Source organism: Microcoleus sp. FACHB-831, from assembly GCF_014695585.1.
In the GTDB taxonomy this organism is placed as follows: domain Bacteria; phylum Cyanobacteriota; class Cyanobacteriia; order Cyanobacteriales; family FACHB-T130; genus FACHB-831.
The window spans coordinates 16,761-31,507 of the sequence record NZ_JACJON010000067.1; the positions used below are offsets into that span (position 1 = coordinate 16,761).

Annotated in this window: 16 protein-coding genes; 11 read left to right on the plus strand and 5 right to left on the minus strand. The window is 46.9% G+C overall.

The genetic code is table 11. The features are described 5' to 3' along the window. Positions 1-132: 132 nt before the first annotated feature. Together H6F77_RS18830 and H6F77_RS18835 are read left to right on the plus strand one after the other, a co-directional pair. The gene (locus H6F77_RS18830; RefSeq protein ID WP_190490552.1) at positions 133-549 is read left to right on the plus strand and encodes an NfeD family protein; all 417 of its coding nucleotides are present in this window, start codon (positions 133-135) and stop codon (positions 547-549) included. Positions 550-669: 120 nt separating this feature from the next. Next, positions 670-1,653 (plus strand): SPFH domain-containing protein, encoded by a 984-nt coding sequence (locus H6F77_RS18835; protein WP_190490087.1) that lies wholly within the window; start codon positions 670-672, stop codon positions 1,651-1,653. A gap of 16 nt (positions 1,654-1,669) precedes the next feature. Here H6F77_RS18835 and H6F77_RS18840 read toward each other — a convergent pair whose 3' ends face one another. Beyond that, complete coding sequence (locus tag H6F77_RS18840; protein WP_309228878.1) at positions 1,670-2,758, minus strand: MraY family glycosyltransferase; 1,089 nt, start codon at positions 2,756-2,758, stop codon at positions 1,670-1,672. 202 nt (positions 2,759-2,960) lie between these two features. Next, positions 2,961-3,371, minus strand: a complete 411-nt coding sequence (locus H6F77_RS18845; RefSeq protein WP_190490088.1) for a Fur family transcriptional regulator — start codon at positions 3,369-3,371, stop codon at positions 2,961-2,963. Positions 3,372-3,530: 159 nt separating this feature from the next. Here H6F77_RS18845 and purS point away from each other — a divergent pair, with 159 nt between their 5' ends. Beyond that, positions 3,531-3,818 carry a phosphoribosylformylglycinamidine synthase subunit PurS gene (gene purS, locus H6F77_RS18850; protein WP_190490089.1) on the plus strand — a complete coding sequence of 96 codons (288 nt, stop codon included), beginning with the start codon at positions 3,531-3,533 and terminating at the stop codon, positions 3,816-3,818. Beyond that, positions 3,815-4,486, plus strand: a complete 672-nt coding sequence (gene purQ, locus H6F77_RS18855; RefSeq protein ID WP_190490090.1) for a phosphoribosylformylglycinamidine synthase subunit PurQ — start codon at positions 3,815-3,817, stop codon at positions 4,484-4,486. The genes purS and purQ overlap by 4 nt, the downstream gene beginning before the upstream one ends. A 390-nt stretch (positions 4,487-4,876) precedes the next feature. Here the strand turns inward: purQ and H6F77_RS18860 are convergent, their stop codons facing one another. Continuing rightward, a complete protein-coding gene (locus tag H6F77_RS18860) occupies positions 4,877-5,413 on the minus strand; it encodes a dihydrofolate reductase family protein (protein WP_190490091.1) in 537 nt (178 codons plus the stop codon). Positions 5,414-5,552: 139 nt separating this feature from the next. Then, positions 5,553-7,208 (minus strand): Ppx/GppA phosphatase family protein, encoded by a 1,656-nt coding sequence (locus H6F77_RS18865; protein ID WP_190490092.1) that lies wholly within the window; start codon positions 7,206-7,208, stop codon positions 5,553-5,555. Between the two features lie 110 nt (positions 7,209-7,318). Here H6F77_RS18865 and H6F77_RS18870 point away from each other — a divergent pair, with 110 nt between their 5' ends. Next, positions 7,319-8,203 carry a 4-hydroxybenzoate solanesyltransferase gene (locus H6F77_RS18870; RefSeq protein WP_190490093.1) on the plus strand — a complete coding sequence of 295 codons (885 nt, stop codon included), beginning with the start codon at positions 7,319-7,321 and terminating at the stop codon, positions 8,201-8,203. Positions 8,204-8,310: 107 nt separating this feature from the next. On the opposite strand, the gene H6F77_RS18875 is transcribed toward H6F77_RS18870, so the two are convergent. Beyond that, complete coding sequence (locus tag H6F77_RS18875; protein ID WP_190490094.1) at positions 8,311-8,943, minus strand: type I restriction enzyme HsdR N-terminal domain-containing protein; 633 nt, start codon at positions 8,941-8,943, stop codon at positions 8,311-8,313. A gap of 113 nt (positions 8,944-9,056) precedes the next feature. On the opposite strand from H6F77_RS18875, the gene H6F77_RS18880 reads away from it, so the two are divergent. The 6 genes from H6F77_RS18880 (at position 9,057) to H6F77_RS18905 (ending at position 14,734) form a co-directional block, all read left to right on the plus strand. Beyond that, positions 9,057-9,548 (plus strand): TIGR00725 family protein, encoded by a 492-nt coding sequence (locus tag H6F77_RS18880; RefSeq protein WP_190490095.1) that lies wholly within the window; start codon positions 9,057-9,059, stop codon positions 9,546-9,548. A gap of 236 nt (positions 9,549-9,784) precedes the next feature. Then, positions 9,785-10,390, plus strand: coding sequence for a superoxide dismutase [Fe] (sodB, locus tag H6F77_RS18885; RefSeq protein ID WP_190490096.1), 606 nt, complete (start codon positions 9,785-9,787; stop codon positions 10,388-10,390). Between the two features lie 73 nt (positions 10,391-10,463). Beyond that, positions 10,464-10,670, plus strand: coding sequence for a hypothetical protein (locus H6F77_RS18890; protein ID WP_190490097.1), 207 nt, complete (start codon positions 10,464-10,466; stop codon positions 10,668-10,670). 57 nt (positions 10,671-10,727) lie between these two features. After that, entirely contained in the window at positions 10,728-12,857 is a 2,130-nt protein-coding gene (ppk1, locus tag H6F77_RS18895) for a polyphosphate kinase 1 (RefSeq protein ID WP_190490098.1), read from the plus strand. Between the two features lie 50 nt (positions 12,858-12,907). Further along, entirely contained in the window at positions 12,908-14,173 is a 1,266-nt protein-coding gene (locus tag H6F77_RS18900) for a competence/damage-inducible protein A (RefSeq protein WP_190490099.1), read from the plus strand. A gap of 417 nt (positions 14,174-14,590) precedes the next feature. Further along, complete coding sequence (locus H6F77_RS18905; protein ID WP_190490100.1) at positions 14,591-14,734, plus strand: hypothetical protein; 144 nt, start codon at positions 14,591-14,593, stop codon at positions 14,732-14,734. The last annotated feature ends 13 nt before the right edge of the window (positions 14,735-14,747 follow it).

The window sequence follows — 14,747 nt, forward strand, 5'->3', positions numbered from 1 at the left end:
AATAGTTCATTCTACCCATATAAATACACTGACCTGGATATCAATATGCCATCGAATCTGACGAATATCTGGTTACTAGCAGGAGCTACGGGTTCCAATGTAGCGGTTAGCCAGTTCCCATTCAGCCCCAGTATGTTTTGGTTAGCAGCGGGGGCGATGCTTTGTTTGGTGGAATTGTTTGTGCCAACAGCTTTCACCACTTTTATGATGGGGCTGAGCGCCTTGGTAGTGGCCCTAGTTGCTATGCTGCTACCATCGCTGATTGGCGTACAAGTTGCCTTGTGGATGGCACTGTCTGTAACTTTTGTTTTCTTAAGCCATCGGCTGATGCCGAAGCGTAAAGTATCCACAATTGAGGATGCAACAGAGGGCCAGACTTTAACCGAAATTTTGCCAGGACAGCCAGGGCGGGTGCTATACGAAGGAAGTTCCTGGAGGGCGCGGTGTGGCGATGAGAAACTAGCGATCGCCCCCAATCAAAAAGTTTATGTTGTCGGACGCGAAGGCACAACGCTCATCGTCCTTCCAGAGAACCTGTTGCATACATAGCAGCCGACTAAAAACAGAGGCGATCTTTCCCCCACGCAAAACTAAATTTTATCTGTGCATCCGCGTTCATAATCCGTGTAGGCGTAACCGACTAATAACAACAAACAAAGGGCAAAACACATGGAAGGATTCTTCGGTTTTATTATCTTTATGATTCTGGGCGGGTCTACCCTATCCAGCGTCAAAATTATTACTCAAGGCAACGAAGCCTTAGTCGAAACATTGGGTAAATACAACGGCAAGAAACTTAAACCCGGTCTGAATTTTGTTATTCCTGTTTACGAAAGAGTGGCTTTTCAAGCAAATACCCGCGAAAAAGTCTTAGACATTCCCCCGCAACAATGTATTACTCGCGACAACGTTGCTATCACTGCTGATGCTGTCATCTACTGGCGCATTCTCGATCTGGAGAAAGCTTACTACAAAGTGGAAAATCTCCAGGCAGCGATGGTGAATTTGGTGCTTACTCAAATTCGGGCAGAAATGGGCAAACTCGAACTAGATGAAACCTTTACCGCCCGTTCTCAAATCAACGAACTTCTACTGCGGGAATTGGACGAATCGACAGATCCTTGGGGTGTAAAAGTCACGCGAGTAGAACTGCGAGATATCGTTCCCTCCAAGGCGGTGCAGGAATCGATGGAATTGCAGATGTCAGCGGAACGTCGCAAGCGGGCAGCAATTCTCACTTCCGAAGGGGAAAGAGAATCTGCCATTAACTCTGCCAGAGGTAAAGCTGAGGCGCAAGTCCTTGATGCCGAAGCCCGCCAAAAATCCGCGATTCTGGAGGCGGAGGGTCAGCAAAAGACAATAATTCTTAAAGCCCAAGCAGAACGCCAGCAGCAAGTTCTTAAGGCACAAGCTACTGCTGAGGCGCTGCAAGTGATTTCCAAAACTTTGAAAACCGACCCCAATGCTCAAGAAGCACTCCAGTTCTTAATAGCCCAAAATTATATAGAGATGGGAACGGCTATCGGCAAGAGCGACAGCAGCAAAGTGATGTTTATGGACCCCCGCACCCTCCCGGCAACTTTAGAGGGAATTCGCTCTATCGTCGGCGATGGCAACAACTCTAACTTGCTCGATCTGAAGAATCAAGCTTAATCTAAGTGGGCTGGAGTTATCTTTGCGTTCGTAACTCCGCTCGTATCCTTCGCCAGACAGTAAAACCCAAAAGAAGGATGATACTGCCCGTAGTGGCAAGCATTACTGCAAAGGACATCCCTTGCATTCTCATAGCCACCCAGTTGGAAAACAAGGTAAATGCCCACAGTATTATCGAAGCGCTGCGTTGGGAGAATCCCCACGCTAGCAAGCGGTGGTGGAGGTGGTCTTTGCCAGGGGTGCTGAGGGGGTTTTTCCCGACCATCAGCCGCCGCACAACTACCTGGGTGGTGTCGATTACGGGCAATAGCAAGAATAGAGCGGTCGGAACTAAGGCAAACACGGTAGTGACTTTGAGGTTGCCTAAGATACTCGTGGCAGCCAAAACGTAGCCAAAAAAGTAGGCTCCGGCATCGCCCATGATGATATGGGAGGGGTGGAAGTTGTGCCGCAAAAAGCCTAGCGCAGACCCCCCTAAAGCGGCCAGAAGCAAAGTCGCCGCAGCACGGGTCTCAAACTGGGCTGAAACTGCTAAAAGGCTCATAGCGGTAATAAAGCTTACCCCTCCAACCAAGCCGTCCATCCCGTCCATTAGGTTAACGGCATTGGTGATTCCCACCACCCAGAGGATGGTGAGTAACATTGAGAGCATCGGGTCGATGGGAGTGCCGAAAGTGGCTTCGATGCCGTTGCCGCTAGCAATCAGCAAAAGTGCGGCGAGAATCTGGATGAACAAGCGAAACAGGGGTGGCAAGCCATACTGGTCGTCGATAAAGCCCACCAGTACGAGCATCGAGCCGCCCAGAAGGATGGTCAACACCTCAGCCAATACGTTTTCGATCACGATGGGCCTTAAGAGGCTAGCTAGTACGAGGGCGGCTACAACTCCGGCGTAGATGGCTAGTCCTCCGGCGTTGGGTAAGGGTTCCCGGTTAATCCGCCTAGCGTTGGGTTGGTCGGCCCAGCCTACCCGCAAAGCAAAAGAGCGTACTATGGGAATAAAGCGATAGGTAACAACCCAGGCCGACACAAAGGTGAACACCACCGCTAGCCATCCGGTACCTGTTGGGTTGGCAATGCCTAGTGACTGAAGGAAGCCGTACACATTTATCTCCCCGTTCAACTCTTAGTGGCAACGATCAAAATGAGCCTCAAAGTATATTAATTAGTCCTGACTAAATTGCGGTGTAATATCGTGATGAAAATGTGGGGGCATTATGCCCTTCTGCTACTCTACTCCTCTCCGACTCAGGACTCAGGACTTTTTAAAATCAGTAGGGGTGAGATTGCGATCGCAATTTTTTTGGTCATGGAGTTACGTTACTGGCGGTGTCGGCTAACTGGCAGCGATCGCACAGCCCAAAAAACTCTAAGGTGTGGTAAAAAATTTTGAACTGGTGCGACTGTTGCAGCTGAGTCTCTAGGTTGTGGACTGGGCATTCATTGATAGGTATCGACTCCCTACACTGCAAGCAGGTCAAGTGATGCTTGTCTTGCTTGGCAGAACTGTAGAGAGACTCGCCGCTAGCCAGCGTCCGCACCTGTACGACGCCTTCAAGTTTTAGAGATTCTAAGGCGCGGTAGACTGTTGCTAACCCCATGCTAGTATTGCGGTTGCGAAGTTCTACATAGATATCCTGAGCCGAAACAGATCGGTTTAGACTCTTGAGCAGGTTCAAAATATGCTCTTGGCTGCGGGTGCGTTGCTGGCTCTTCATGGTCTGCTGTGTTGTTAGAGTTCTTTAATCTTTTCAGGTTGTAGTCTAATGTTGTCTCTATTTCCAAGTTAACCTCACGCCCGCTTCGACTTCAGACCAGTCGAGATCTAAAATAGGACAGCTGGAGCATCTAAAGCATCACAAAATTAGGGGACGCCTGTGAATCGGAAATATCAGGCTCGAATTTACATTACTCTTCGCCCTTCCGTTCTCGACCCCGCTGGAACAGCTGTCCAGTCTGGGTTGAAGCACTTGGGATATGAGAATGTCGAGCAGGTGCGAATTGGCAAGTATATTGAGCTTATGCTTACGGCTGTTGATGACCAGACGGCACGGAAACAGCTAAACCGGATGTGCGACCAGATGTTGGCGAATCCTGTCATCGAAAATTATCATTTCGACTTACGCGAAGCCGAGGTAGTTTTACAGGCGGGGACATCCGTATGAAGTTTGGGGTTGTTGTTTTTCCGGGTTCTAATTGCGATCGCGATGTTGCCTATGTCACCCGCGATTTGCTTTTGCAGCCTACCCGTATGGTTTGGCATGAAGAAACGGAAATATCAGATCTAGATGTTGTGGTGATTCCGGGCGGCTTTAGCTATGGGGATTATCTACGGTGCGGCGCTCTCGCTCGTTTTTCCCCTGTGATGAAAGCTACTCTAGAACACGCAAATCAGGGCAAGTTTGTTTTAGGCATCTGCAATGGTTTTCAGGTGCTAACTGAGGCGGGATTGTTACCAGGGGCATTGGTACGAAATCGCGATTTGCATTTTATCTGCGATCGCCTCCCCGTTAAAGTTGAGCGCAATAATCTACCTTGGACGCAAGGTTACTCATCCGGACAAGTTATCTCTCTGCCAATTGCTCACGGTGAAGGTAGCTACTATGCCGATGCAGCTACTTTGGCACAGTTGGAAGATAACGGTCAAGTTTTGTTCCGCTATGAGGGTGAGAATCCCAACGGTTCTTTGAATAATATTGCAGGTATTTGCAATCTTCAAGGCAACGTTTTAGGAATGATGCCCCATCCAGAACGGGCATCAGATCCGATGTTAGGGGGCGCGGATGGGCTAGCGGTGTTTAAGGGATTGTTAGAGGCTGTAGCGTTAGTATAGGTTGGCAGAGCGATCGCTGATGATGCTATTAGATTTAATAGAACATTTTGAATTAGCGATCGCCCTTCAATCTGGCAATTTACTCAATACTTGTTACCATACTTTGAATAATATTTTTTTATTAAATTTGGGCAGCTTTGCAAATATTAGTTCAATATAGTAAGCCCTATAACTTTGTCCATAGTGGGAAATAATAAACTAGCAGTATTTTTGATAACTCCCAAGTATTGATTGGGGCGATAAATCTTCATTTCTTGGTTATCCTGCCGGATCAACCAACACAATTTAATTGAAGTTCAGATCCCCGACTTCTTAAAGAAGTCGGGGATCTCGCTTTCGCGAATTATTTAGGACTGCTATAAAAAGTAGCCGTCCGCTGCAATGCAATTTTCAGATTGTATCTGTGGTTCTTCTTATCAAATCATAAGATACTTGCAACAATCCGGAATTATAGGTTTTAACGTCTTTCAACTCAAGCACAGTCTCAAGAGTTGGATCGTTCACAATAAGTGGAATACCACTCCCTAGAATAATTGGGTGGATTGAGAGAATCAATTCATCGACAAAACCATGTTTCATTAAATAATGAATTATCTCCCCTCCCCCAACTAGCCAGATATCACCACCAGGAGATTGACGCAGTGAGTTGAGGAAGCCTTTCAAATCACCCCCAACAAATTTTACATTGTTGTCTTTTTCACCTTGCAGAGTTTTTGAGAAAACAAAACCTTCTTTACCTGCGTAGGGATATTCTCCAAAACCAAGCATCTGCTGATATGTCTTATTACCCATAATTACTGTATCAATTTGGGCAAAAAAATCCGTATAACCGTAGTCTTGGTCGGTGAACAGCCAATCTACGTCTCCCGATGTCCTTGCAATGTATCCGTCAACGCTAGAAGCAATGAACAAACGTATTTTTCTCATAGTTTCCTTATGAGGTAATTTCCTACTAAGCGCGTCAGTCTTACATACCCGATTTTTTAACTCTTGTGAAAAGTTAGCACGATTTCCTCTCTGCGGCTTCGCTGTTCCAGAGTTTTATTCACAACGCAAGTTAGTTGGCCTAGTTAAGTGCAACAGCAACAGGCTCTAACTTGGCAACTAATTTAACGTTAAATTCCTCTTCAAATACGCCTTTGTTGTAATCTAAACTCCAAAGTTCCAAAGCGCAATCATCCTCTAAATGAGCAGGTTGCAGGCGTAAATGCAGCGATCGCCGTTCTGGCGTAAACTCGCAATTTACGCCTGCGATCGCGCCAAGCTGTCTCCTATCCAACGCTACTGCTAATCGCAATATCGCGCTCAACTGGCTAACTATATGCCGATGAACTTTACTAGCTAGCTTGCTGTAGCTCTCATGCTTCTTTTTAGGGCTACTTTTGCGGTGATATCTGGCTAAATTTGCCATAACTTCGATATCTGTTTCCGTATATCCCAACAGTTCGCCGTTGCGAATCAAATAATAAGAATGCTTGTGGTGGGCGGAATGGCTTATATAATGTCCGCAGTTGTGCAAAATCGCCGCAGCCCACAACAATTCCCGTTCTTCTTCACTCCAATTGTGCAACACGCCCCTAGTTTGATCGAACAAGCTTAGGGCAAAATTTGCGACTCTATGGCTGTGTTCCAAATCTACGCCATATTTATGGGCTGTTTTAATAACGCTGCGCTGACGCACCTCAGTTTGATAACGCAATCTGTCTTCAATTAATCCGTGCGTTAGCATCCAGTCAACAATGACTCCTTCGCGGAGACTTCGTTCGCATACCGTCAACGAATCTAACCCCAGCAGCGCCATCGCTTCTTGCAAAATCAACGCACCAGCTAAGACAATTTCTGAACGTCTATCTGACATACCGGGAATGGCGGCGCGTTCTGAATTATTTAGCTTGCGTAAGCGATGAACCAACTCGCGCAGGTAGCTAAGACTCAACTGGTAGCCTGTAAGCGGACTGGGTACCGTTCCCAGTTGTTCTCGCGCCTGAATTATTGCTAAAGTCTCTATCGTGCCCGCAGTTCCCACTAAGCGAGGAGTTTCGCCCGGTTGCAGAGCAGCCCGCACTTCCTCAACTGCACGTTCTAGAGTTCCTTTAATATAAGCTTGCAAAAACTGGAATTCGGCGTTGCTGATGGGGTCGGTGGTGATGTACTCGCTGGTAAGTCGCACAGCGCCTATCTTAGTGCTGGTGAGCGATCGCGGTTCGTGGCTATCTCCCAAAATTAATTCTGTTGAGCCGCCACCAATGTCAATAATAATGTGGGATTGTCCGTCAAATTCCATCCCCGACAATACGCCGAGGTAAATCCGTCGTGCTTCTTCTTGTCCGGAGATCAGGTTGACAAGCAGACCCAACTCTGACTTGATGTATTTAATAAAGTCGCGTCCGTTGGGTGCTTCTCGCACTGCGCTGGTGGCGACGGCAATTATTTGTTCGGCTTTGAAACTCTTGGCGATTTCTTGACAGCGCCGCAGGGATGCGATCGCGCGTTCCATTACTGCGGCTTTCAGATCGCCAGTATCAGGATCGCGATCGCCTAACCTTACTGTGTCTTTCTCTCTAGCAACAATCGTAAAAGCAGGCAGATCCGGTTGAATCCGCACCACTACCATGTGAATCGAATTCGTACCAATGTCAATAGCTGCAAGAACGCGCTCTTGTTCCCCCATCTGAGGAACATTCACCAAACTATCCCCCGTTTGTGCGAGTAAATCAACCATTGTCTTTGTACCCAGCGCCACAACCGCATTGCACTATCTATGCATAACGATATCTTTAAAAGGTAGATATTTATGAACCTGTTTTTTTTAACTAACAACTACTCAAGAGTATGGTGACGACTCCACAACCACAATCTGAACCTACATGGCTGACTATTATTCGGCTTCTGCGGTGGGATAAGCCAGCAGGACGCCTAATTTTGATGATTCCAGCGCTGTGGGCTGTCTTTTTGGCTGCACGAGGTACGCCACCGCTACCGCTTGTCGGCGTTATTGTTTTGGGCACTTTAGCTACCAGTGCGGCTGGTTGCGTTGCGAATGACTTGTGGGACAGGAATATCGATCCGCAAGTAGAAAGAACGCGATCGCGCCCCCTCGCTTCTCGCGCTTTGTCGGTACGGACGGGAATTGTAGTAGGCTTGATAGCTTTAATCTGCGCTGGCGTTCTGGCGCTGTATCTCAATCAGCTAACTTTTTGGTTGTGCGTTGCAGCCGTTCCCGTTATTCTCTTCTATCCTTCAGCCAAGCGCGTGTTCCCAGTTCCGCAACTTGTACTGGCGATCGCGTGGGGTTTTGGCGTCTTAATTAGTTGGACTGCTGTAACTGCACGCCTTGAAGAACCTATGTGGATTTTGTGGGGTGCAACGGTATTCTGGACGCTAGGCTTTGATACCGTATATGCAATGAGCGATCGCGAAGATGATAAGCGAATTGGCATCAACTCCAGCGCTTTATTTTTTGGCAAGTATGCTGCCGAAGCTGTTGGCGTATTCTTCACTTGCACTGTAATTTTACTGGAGTGGTTGGCTATTGTTATGGATCTTAAGCTAGGCTTTTGGCTAGCACTAGCAATTGCAACTACAGCATGGCTTTGGCAATATAGCCGACTTAGCCAAAAAGATATTCCCAGACCTGTTTACGCTGAAACTTTTCGCCAAAATGTCTGGATTGGATTTGTTTTACTTGCTGGTATAATTATCGGTTGTTTACCTTAGTTCGTAGGGTGGGCATTTCCCACCTTGTTGCTGCTTGTCTCTACGCGATCGCGCCTGCAATTTGCTTCATTACGCGCAGGCATTTCCCACCTTGCTGCTGCTTGTCTCTACGCGATCGCGCCTGCAATTTGCTTCATCACCCGCAGCACTTCGTATAACTCGTTGTTACTGCGTTTTGATATTGTAAACTCGTCTGACAGTGCGTACTGCTTCTCCTGAGCCGTCAGCTTAATAAAAATATAGTGCTGCCCATTCGTCACCATTCCAAAAGTTGGCCTTTCCGAGTGCGGGTTTGCCATCATATAAGCTAGAGCCTGCGGTATGGCAAAGGAAGCAGTAAAACCATAACGCTTTGCCTCAATTACCACTACCCAGAATTGATTTTGCACAACCAGGGCATCAATGCGTCCTTGTAAAACTACATCTTCGTCTTCAAGCTCTACTTTTACCGATGCCTCTCCCTTAATCTTAAAAGGTGGATCGCACAGCTGCACCAGTTCCAGAAGGGGAGACAGCATAATAATGTTAATCGTACCTTCTGTTATAGCACCATCCGCTGCATGGTAAAGGTAGCGATTTTTCAACCCGTTTAGCGATTCTTTTTCTTGCTCTGTGAGTTCGGGCAAACCCTCAAACCATTCTCTAAAAAAGTGATTATCCGTACTTTGGCTCAGGTTTAATTTGTCGTGCGCCTCGTTTAGGCTAGTAATTGCTTCTGTAATCCCAACTGCTTGAACCATATCTTTTATTCTTGCTTTTACATCTGATTAAATTATTTTAAACTAAACTATACTTCAAGACACATATCATTTTTTAATACCGAGCGCTTTCAAACAATTTGTAATTCAATTTTATGGGAAAAATTATTATGGGTGTCATGGGGCCAGGAGCCAATGCATCAGAAACAGACTTACAAAATGCCTATCAACTCGGTCAACTTATCGCCCAAGAAGGATGGGTTTTGCTGACTGGTGGTAGAAATGCTGGTGTTATGGATGCAGCGAATAAGGGTGCAAAAGCTGCAAATGGTCTAACTGTTGGAATTCTGCCCAATAACGACACTAATAATATTTCCGAAGCCGTAGATATTGCTATTGTCACGGATATGGGAAACGCTCGGAATAATATTAACGTTCTTTCTTCTAATGTTGTCATTGCTTGTGGGATGGGTGCGGGAACTGCATCAGAAGTAGCACTCGCCCTGAAGGGAAATAAACAAGTTATTTTGTTAACTGACTCTGAAGAAAGCAAGCTGTTTTTCAGAAGTTTATCGGCAGATAATATTTTTATTGCTAAGACGGCAAAAGCTGCTATTAAAATTGTCAAAGAACTTTTAACCCATTAATATTCTCCTCGAAGGAAGTTAGTGGGTTGACAAAGTACGCTATTTACTGTAAAAAATGACCAGCCGCCAGCAGATTATCGGCTTTTGGCTGTGTCTCCAGTTTTAAGCTAAAATCCTATGGTTAAGTTTTGTTTCAAGCGCTGTTGGCGCGATCGCTGGTAAACCTTAATACCAGAAATGCTAAAGCGACGGTATTCGCTTTAAGCTAAGAAGCAATTAAGAGAGGATTTCACTCAATGGCATTTGAACTACCCCCTTTACCTTACGACCAAGACGCCCTAGAACCGTCGGGTATGTCGGCTCGCACGCTTGAATTCCATTACGGCAAGCACCACGCTACTTACGTCAACACCCTCAACAACCTAGTCAAAGACACGGAACTAGCTGATAAGTCGCTTGAGGAAATCATCAAAGCAACCTTCAAAGACCCATCCAAAGCGGGTGTGTTCAACAACGCCGCTCAGGTGTGGAACCATACCTTCTACTGGAACGGCATCAAGCCTAACGGCGGCGGTTCGCCCAGCGGTGAACTAGCTGACAAAATTAACGCCAGCTTTGGCAGTCTTGATAAATTCAAAGAAGAGTTCAAAAACGCTGGTGCGACTCAGTTTGGTAGCGGTTGGGCGTGGCTTATCAAAGACGGCGACACCCTGAAAGTCACCAAGACCCCGAACGCGGAGAACCCGCTTGCTCACGGTCAAAGCGCCTTACTGACTATGGATGTTTGGGAACACGCCTACTATCTGGACTACCAGAACAGCCGTCCCAACTTCATGCAGAACTATGTAGACCATCTAATTAACTGGGACTTCGTTGCTCAAAATTTAGCTAACGCTGCCTAAGCAACTGCCTGTAATCTTAAGAAGATAGGGTGGGAATTTCCCACCCTATCTTTTTTAGTAAAAGGCTTTAATTATGGATAGCAAAGAATTAGCGTATTATCTCGAAGCAACAGATAGCATCTCAAAACCTTGGTTGTTAGTGCAACTGCGTCTGAAAAAACTTGAAGAGAGCCGCAGTATGGTTTCGCCTGAAGAATATGCGAGCATCTTAGCTGATATTCACGAAGATTTGATGAATCTTGGTGAATGGTGGCAGGGTCGGGAAGAAGAAGTATTTTAAGAGAGCGAGGCGTTGCTTTATTGTAAGAATTGGTGACGCCTCCATTCCCCCAAAGCCATGGCTAAACATAAGAAGACTGCGACAGAACTTAATCTTAGAGATCCGCAATATTACATCAGCCGAGAAACAAGCTGGTTAGAGTTTAACAGCAGAGTTTTGCATGAAGCTATCGACCCCCGGACGCCCCTGCTGGAACGTCTCAAGTTCATGGCTATTTTCAGTTCCAACTTAGATGAATACTTCATGGTGCGAGTCGCCGCTTTGAAGGAACAGCTAGAAGCCAAAGTAAGTAAACTGACGGCGGATGGCCGGACGCCCGGCGAACAGCTTGAGATAATCAGCTCTCGTCTGCGTCCTTTAGTAATTCAACAGCATCAACACTTTGAGCAGGCATTGCGGCGGCAGTTGTCGGCTAAAGGCATCCACATTGTTGACTATGTGGACTTGAACCAAGAACAGCGAACTTACCTGCAAAACTATTTTGACCAGCAAATTTTTCCCGTACTAACTCCTCTGGCTATCGACCCCTCGCATCCTTTTCCCTATATTTCCAACCTCAGCTTAAATCTGGCTGTAGTGGTAAAGGAACCAGAAACGGGAGAAGAATTGTTTGCCCGCATTAAAGTACCTAAGACGCTGCCCCGGTTTATGGCGCTACCAGAGGAGTTGCGCCAGCAGTTTTACGATCGCCCCTGCGTTTGGACGGGGGTTCCGCTAGAACAGGCGATCGCTCATAATCTAGAATCCCTATTTCCAGGGATGAACATTCAAGAATATCACCCCTTCCGTATCACACGCGATACAGATTTGGAACTAGAAGAAGATGAAGCCGACGATTTGCTGCTAGCCATTGAGCAAGAACTGCGTAAACGCCGCATTGGTGGCTCTGTGGTACGGATGGAACTTCAAAGCTCAATGCCCGAAGCAGTGCGAGGAATGCTGATGCGGGAAATGGGAATTTCAGATAGGGAAGTCTACGAAATTGATGGTTTGTTGGGATTGGGAGATTTAATGTCCTTGATGGAATTGCCACTCCCAGAACTTAAAGACCCAGCTTGGACGCCTGGAATACCCCCGCGCCTTCGCCGGATGAACGATCCGGATGATGATGAGGGTGAAGATTTTTTTAGCCTAATCCGCCAGCGCGATTTGATGGTTCACCATCCCTATCATTCTTTTGTCGCAACGGTGCAGCGCTTCATTACCCAGGCGGCGCACGATGCAAAGGTGCTGGCAATTAAAATGACGCTATACCGCACCTCTGGTGACTCGCCTATTCTTAACGCCTTGATTGCGGCTGCTGCGAATGGCAAGCAGGTGGCGGTTTTGGTGGAACTAAAAGCCCGTTTTGATGAAGAAAATAATATCAACTGGGCGCGTAAGTTAGAACAAGCTGGAGTTCATGTGGTTTACGGTCTGGTGGGGCTAAAGACTCACACCAAAGTGGTTTTAGTGGTGCGTCGCGAAGATGACCGCATTCGTCGTTATGTCCATGTTGGGACTGGCAATTACAACCACAGGACAGCGCGAATTTATACAGATTTGGGCTTAATAAGCTGTCGCGAGGAACTAGGTGCAGATTTGACGGATTTGTTTAATTATTTGACTGGTTACTCGCGCCAGCGGTCTTATCGCAAGTTGTTGGTAGCACCTGTAAATATGCGCGATCGCTTCCTTGGATTGATCCACCGCGAAATCGATTGCGCCCACAACGGTCAACACGCCCGCATTGTCGCTAAAATGAATGCCCTTGTAGACCCCCAAATGATTGCAGCCCTCTACGAGGCGTCGCGGGCTGGCGTTCAAATTGATTTGATTATCAGGGGAATTTGCTGTCTGCGTCCAGGAGTGGAAGGCATCAGCGAAAATATCCGCGTTATGAGTATCGTGGGGCGCTTTTTAGAACACTCGCGTATTTACTATTTTCATAACGGAGGACAAGAAGAAGTTTATATTGGCAGCGCAGACTGGATGACACGCAATTTAGATCGGCGAGTCGAAGCGATCGCGCCTATTGAAGATCCAGAAATGTCCAAAGACCTCCAAGAAATACTCGGAGTTATGTTAGCCGATAACCGTCAATCCTGGGATTTACAACCCGATGGTCGCTACCTTCAACGGCGCCCCACTGAAGAGTCCCCCGAACAAAATGCTCAAAAAATATTGATGGAAATGGCTAATAGCTAATTGGTAATTGGGCATGGGGCATGGCAATCAACACTGGACAATGAATAATTATGAGCGCTGAAATTATTTGCGTTGGCACCGAACTGTTGCTGGGCGATATTCTCAATACCAATGCCCAATTTTTAGCCCAACAACTGGCAACTCTGGGAATCCCCCACTTCTATCAAACCGTAGTGGGAGATAATCCAGAGCGCATTAAGCAAGTTATTGACATTGCGCTTAACCGCAATTCGCAAATTCTCATCTTCACGGGCGGTCTTGGCCCTACCCCCGACGATCTTACAGTCGAGACTATTGCTGACTTTTTTGGCGTCGGTCTAGTTGAAAAACCAGAAATTATAGAAGACATCCTCCGCAAATACGCTTCTCGCGATCGCGAAATGACGCCCAGCAACCGCAAACAAGCCCTCATCCCTGAAGGAGCAGAAATTTTGCCCAATCCGGGGGGAACTGCCCCCGGTATCATCTGGCGGGTGGGGGGTGCAACTATTCTCACGTTTCCAGGCGTGCCGTCGGAAATGCAACGGATGTGGCAAGAAACGGCTGTTCCTTATCTTAAAAGCCAAGGCTGGGGTAAGGATATTATTTACAGTCGGTCGTTGAAGTTTTGGGGTATTGCGGAGTCTGCATTAGCTGAGAAAGTTGATGCGTTCTTGAATATGCAGAATCCAACTGTTGCGCCTTATGCCGGAATGGGCGAGGTGAGGTTGCGCGTTTCTGCTTTAGCTAAATCGGAAGAGGAAGCGCAGCAACTTATAGAACCTGTCGCGCAACAGTTGCAACAAATTGGGGGACTTAATTATTACGGTGCTGACGATGACACCCTCGCCTCTGTTGTTGGTAGTTTGTTGCAAGCGGAGGGTGAGACGCTTGCTGTAGCGGAGTCATGCACGGGTGGGGGTTTGGGTAGTATGTTGACGGCTGTTTCTGGTAGTTCTAATTACTTCTGGGGTGGGGTTATTTCTTATGACAATAAGGTGAAAATTTCCATGCTGGGCGTCAATCCGGAAGATTTAGCCCAATCTGGTGCTGTTAGCGAAACGGTTGCCAAACAAATGGCACAGGGGGTGCGATCGCGTCTCTCAACTACTTGGGGACTAAGTATCACTGGCATTGCTGGGCCTGGTGGCGGAAGCGAAACTAAGCCTGTGGGTCTAGTTTACATTGGCCTGGCGGGGCCGGATGACTATGTAGAAAGCGTGAAATATCAGTTAGGCCAACAGCGCGATCGCGCCTCGATTCGCTTGGTGGCTGCTTGTAACGCTCTCGACCAACTGCGGCGCAAGTTATTGGCAAGATCGTTATCCTCTCGCTAGTAAGAATTACTCAAAAATATACTCTTAGCAAGCAATTCCTCAATGTTTAAGAACATTTCTCCCTTGTCAATAGCGCAAGTATGAAAAAATTGTTAATTTTTAATTGATATGTTAAAAATCTGAAGCCTGGATTGGCGCAAACTCGTCTATAGAGAGAGTGGGATGCTCTTAATAGTTGTGCTAGGCTTAAAGTAAATACAAACTACCACGCGAAACTAAAGTTTCAAAGTGGTAATCGGATAGCAAAAAAGGCTTGTATAAAGCATCATATGCTATGCCCCGATTGGGGTGGGGCGTGTTATCCAGCACAAAAATATATGGTGCTTGTGAAAGCGCCATCGGCGCACGCAACCCCCCAAAAACCCTTGCCCATCTGTCAATTAAAATCCTGGTTGTATTGCAGGAGCCGTTGGTTCAATGGATGATTATATAGAGAAGGTACTGGAAAAGCTGAAAGAATGGGCACGCAAGCTCATAGAGACGTTGCTAGGGCCGGAGGCTGAACCAGAACCGGAACCGATACCAATACCAGTAAACGAGCGATCGCGCCAGCGCCGCTAACACAATTGAATTA

Excerpts from the sequence above, each read along its gene's own strand:
- H6F77_RS18890 (WP_190490097.1), top strand. The coding sequence starts at position 10,464 with ATGGATAGCAAAGAATTAGCGTATTATCTCGAAGCAACAGATAGCATC.
- H6F77_RS18900 (WP_190490099.1), top strand. The coding sequence starts at position 12,908 with ATGAGCGCTGAAATTATTTGCGTTGGCACCGAACTGTTGCTGGGCGAT.
- H6F77_RS18880 (WP_190490095.1), top strand. The coding sequence starts at position 9,057 with ATGGGAAAAATTATTATGGGTGTCATGGGGCCAGGAGCCAATGCATCA.
- H6F77_RS18860 (WP_190490091.1), bottom strand. The coding sequence starts at position 5,413 with ATGAGAAAAATACGTTTGTTCATTGCTTCTAGCGTTGACGGATACATT.
- ppk1 (WP_190490098.1), top strand. The coding sequence starts at position 10,728 with ATGGCTAAACATAAGAAGACTGCGACAGAACTTAATCTTAGAGATCCG.
- purQ (WP_190490090.1), top strand. The coding sequence starts at position 3,815 with ATGAAGTTTGGGGTTGTTGTTTTTCCGGGTTCTAATTGCGATCGCGAT.
- H6F77_RS18865 (WP_190490092.1), bottom strand. The coding sequence starts at position 7,208 with ATGGTTGATTTACTCGCACAAACGGGGGATAGTTTGGTGAATGTTCCT.
- H6F77_RS18830 (WP_190490552.1), top strand. The coding sequence starts at position 133 with ATGTTTTGGTTAGCAGCGGGGGCGATGCTTTGTTTGGTGGAATTGTTT.
- H6F77_RS18835 (WP_190490087.1), top strand. The coding sequence starts at position 670 with ATGGAAGGATTCTTCGGTTTTATTATCTTTATGATTCTGGGCGGGTCT.
- H6F77_RS18845 (WP_190490088.1), bottom strand. The coding sequence starts at position 3,371 with ATGAAGAGCCAGCAACGCACCCGCAGCCAAGAGCATATTTTGAACCTG.
- H6F77_RS18875 (WP_190490094.1), bottom strand. The coding sequence starts at position 8,943 with ATGGTTCAAGCAGTTGGGATTACAGAAGCAATTACTAGCCTAAACGAG.
- H6F77_RS18870 (WP_190490093.1), top strand. The coding sequence starts at position 7,319 with ATGGTGACGACTCCACAACCACAATCTGAACCTACATGGCTGACTATT.
- sodB (WP_190490096.1), top strand. The coding sequence starts at position 9,785 with ATGGCATTTGAACTACCCCCTTTACCTTACGACCAAGACGCCCTAGAA.
- H6F77_RS18905 (WP_190490100.1), top strand. The coding sequence starts at position 14,591 with ATGGATGATTATATAGAGAAGGTACTGGAAAAGCTGAAAGAATGGGCA.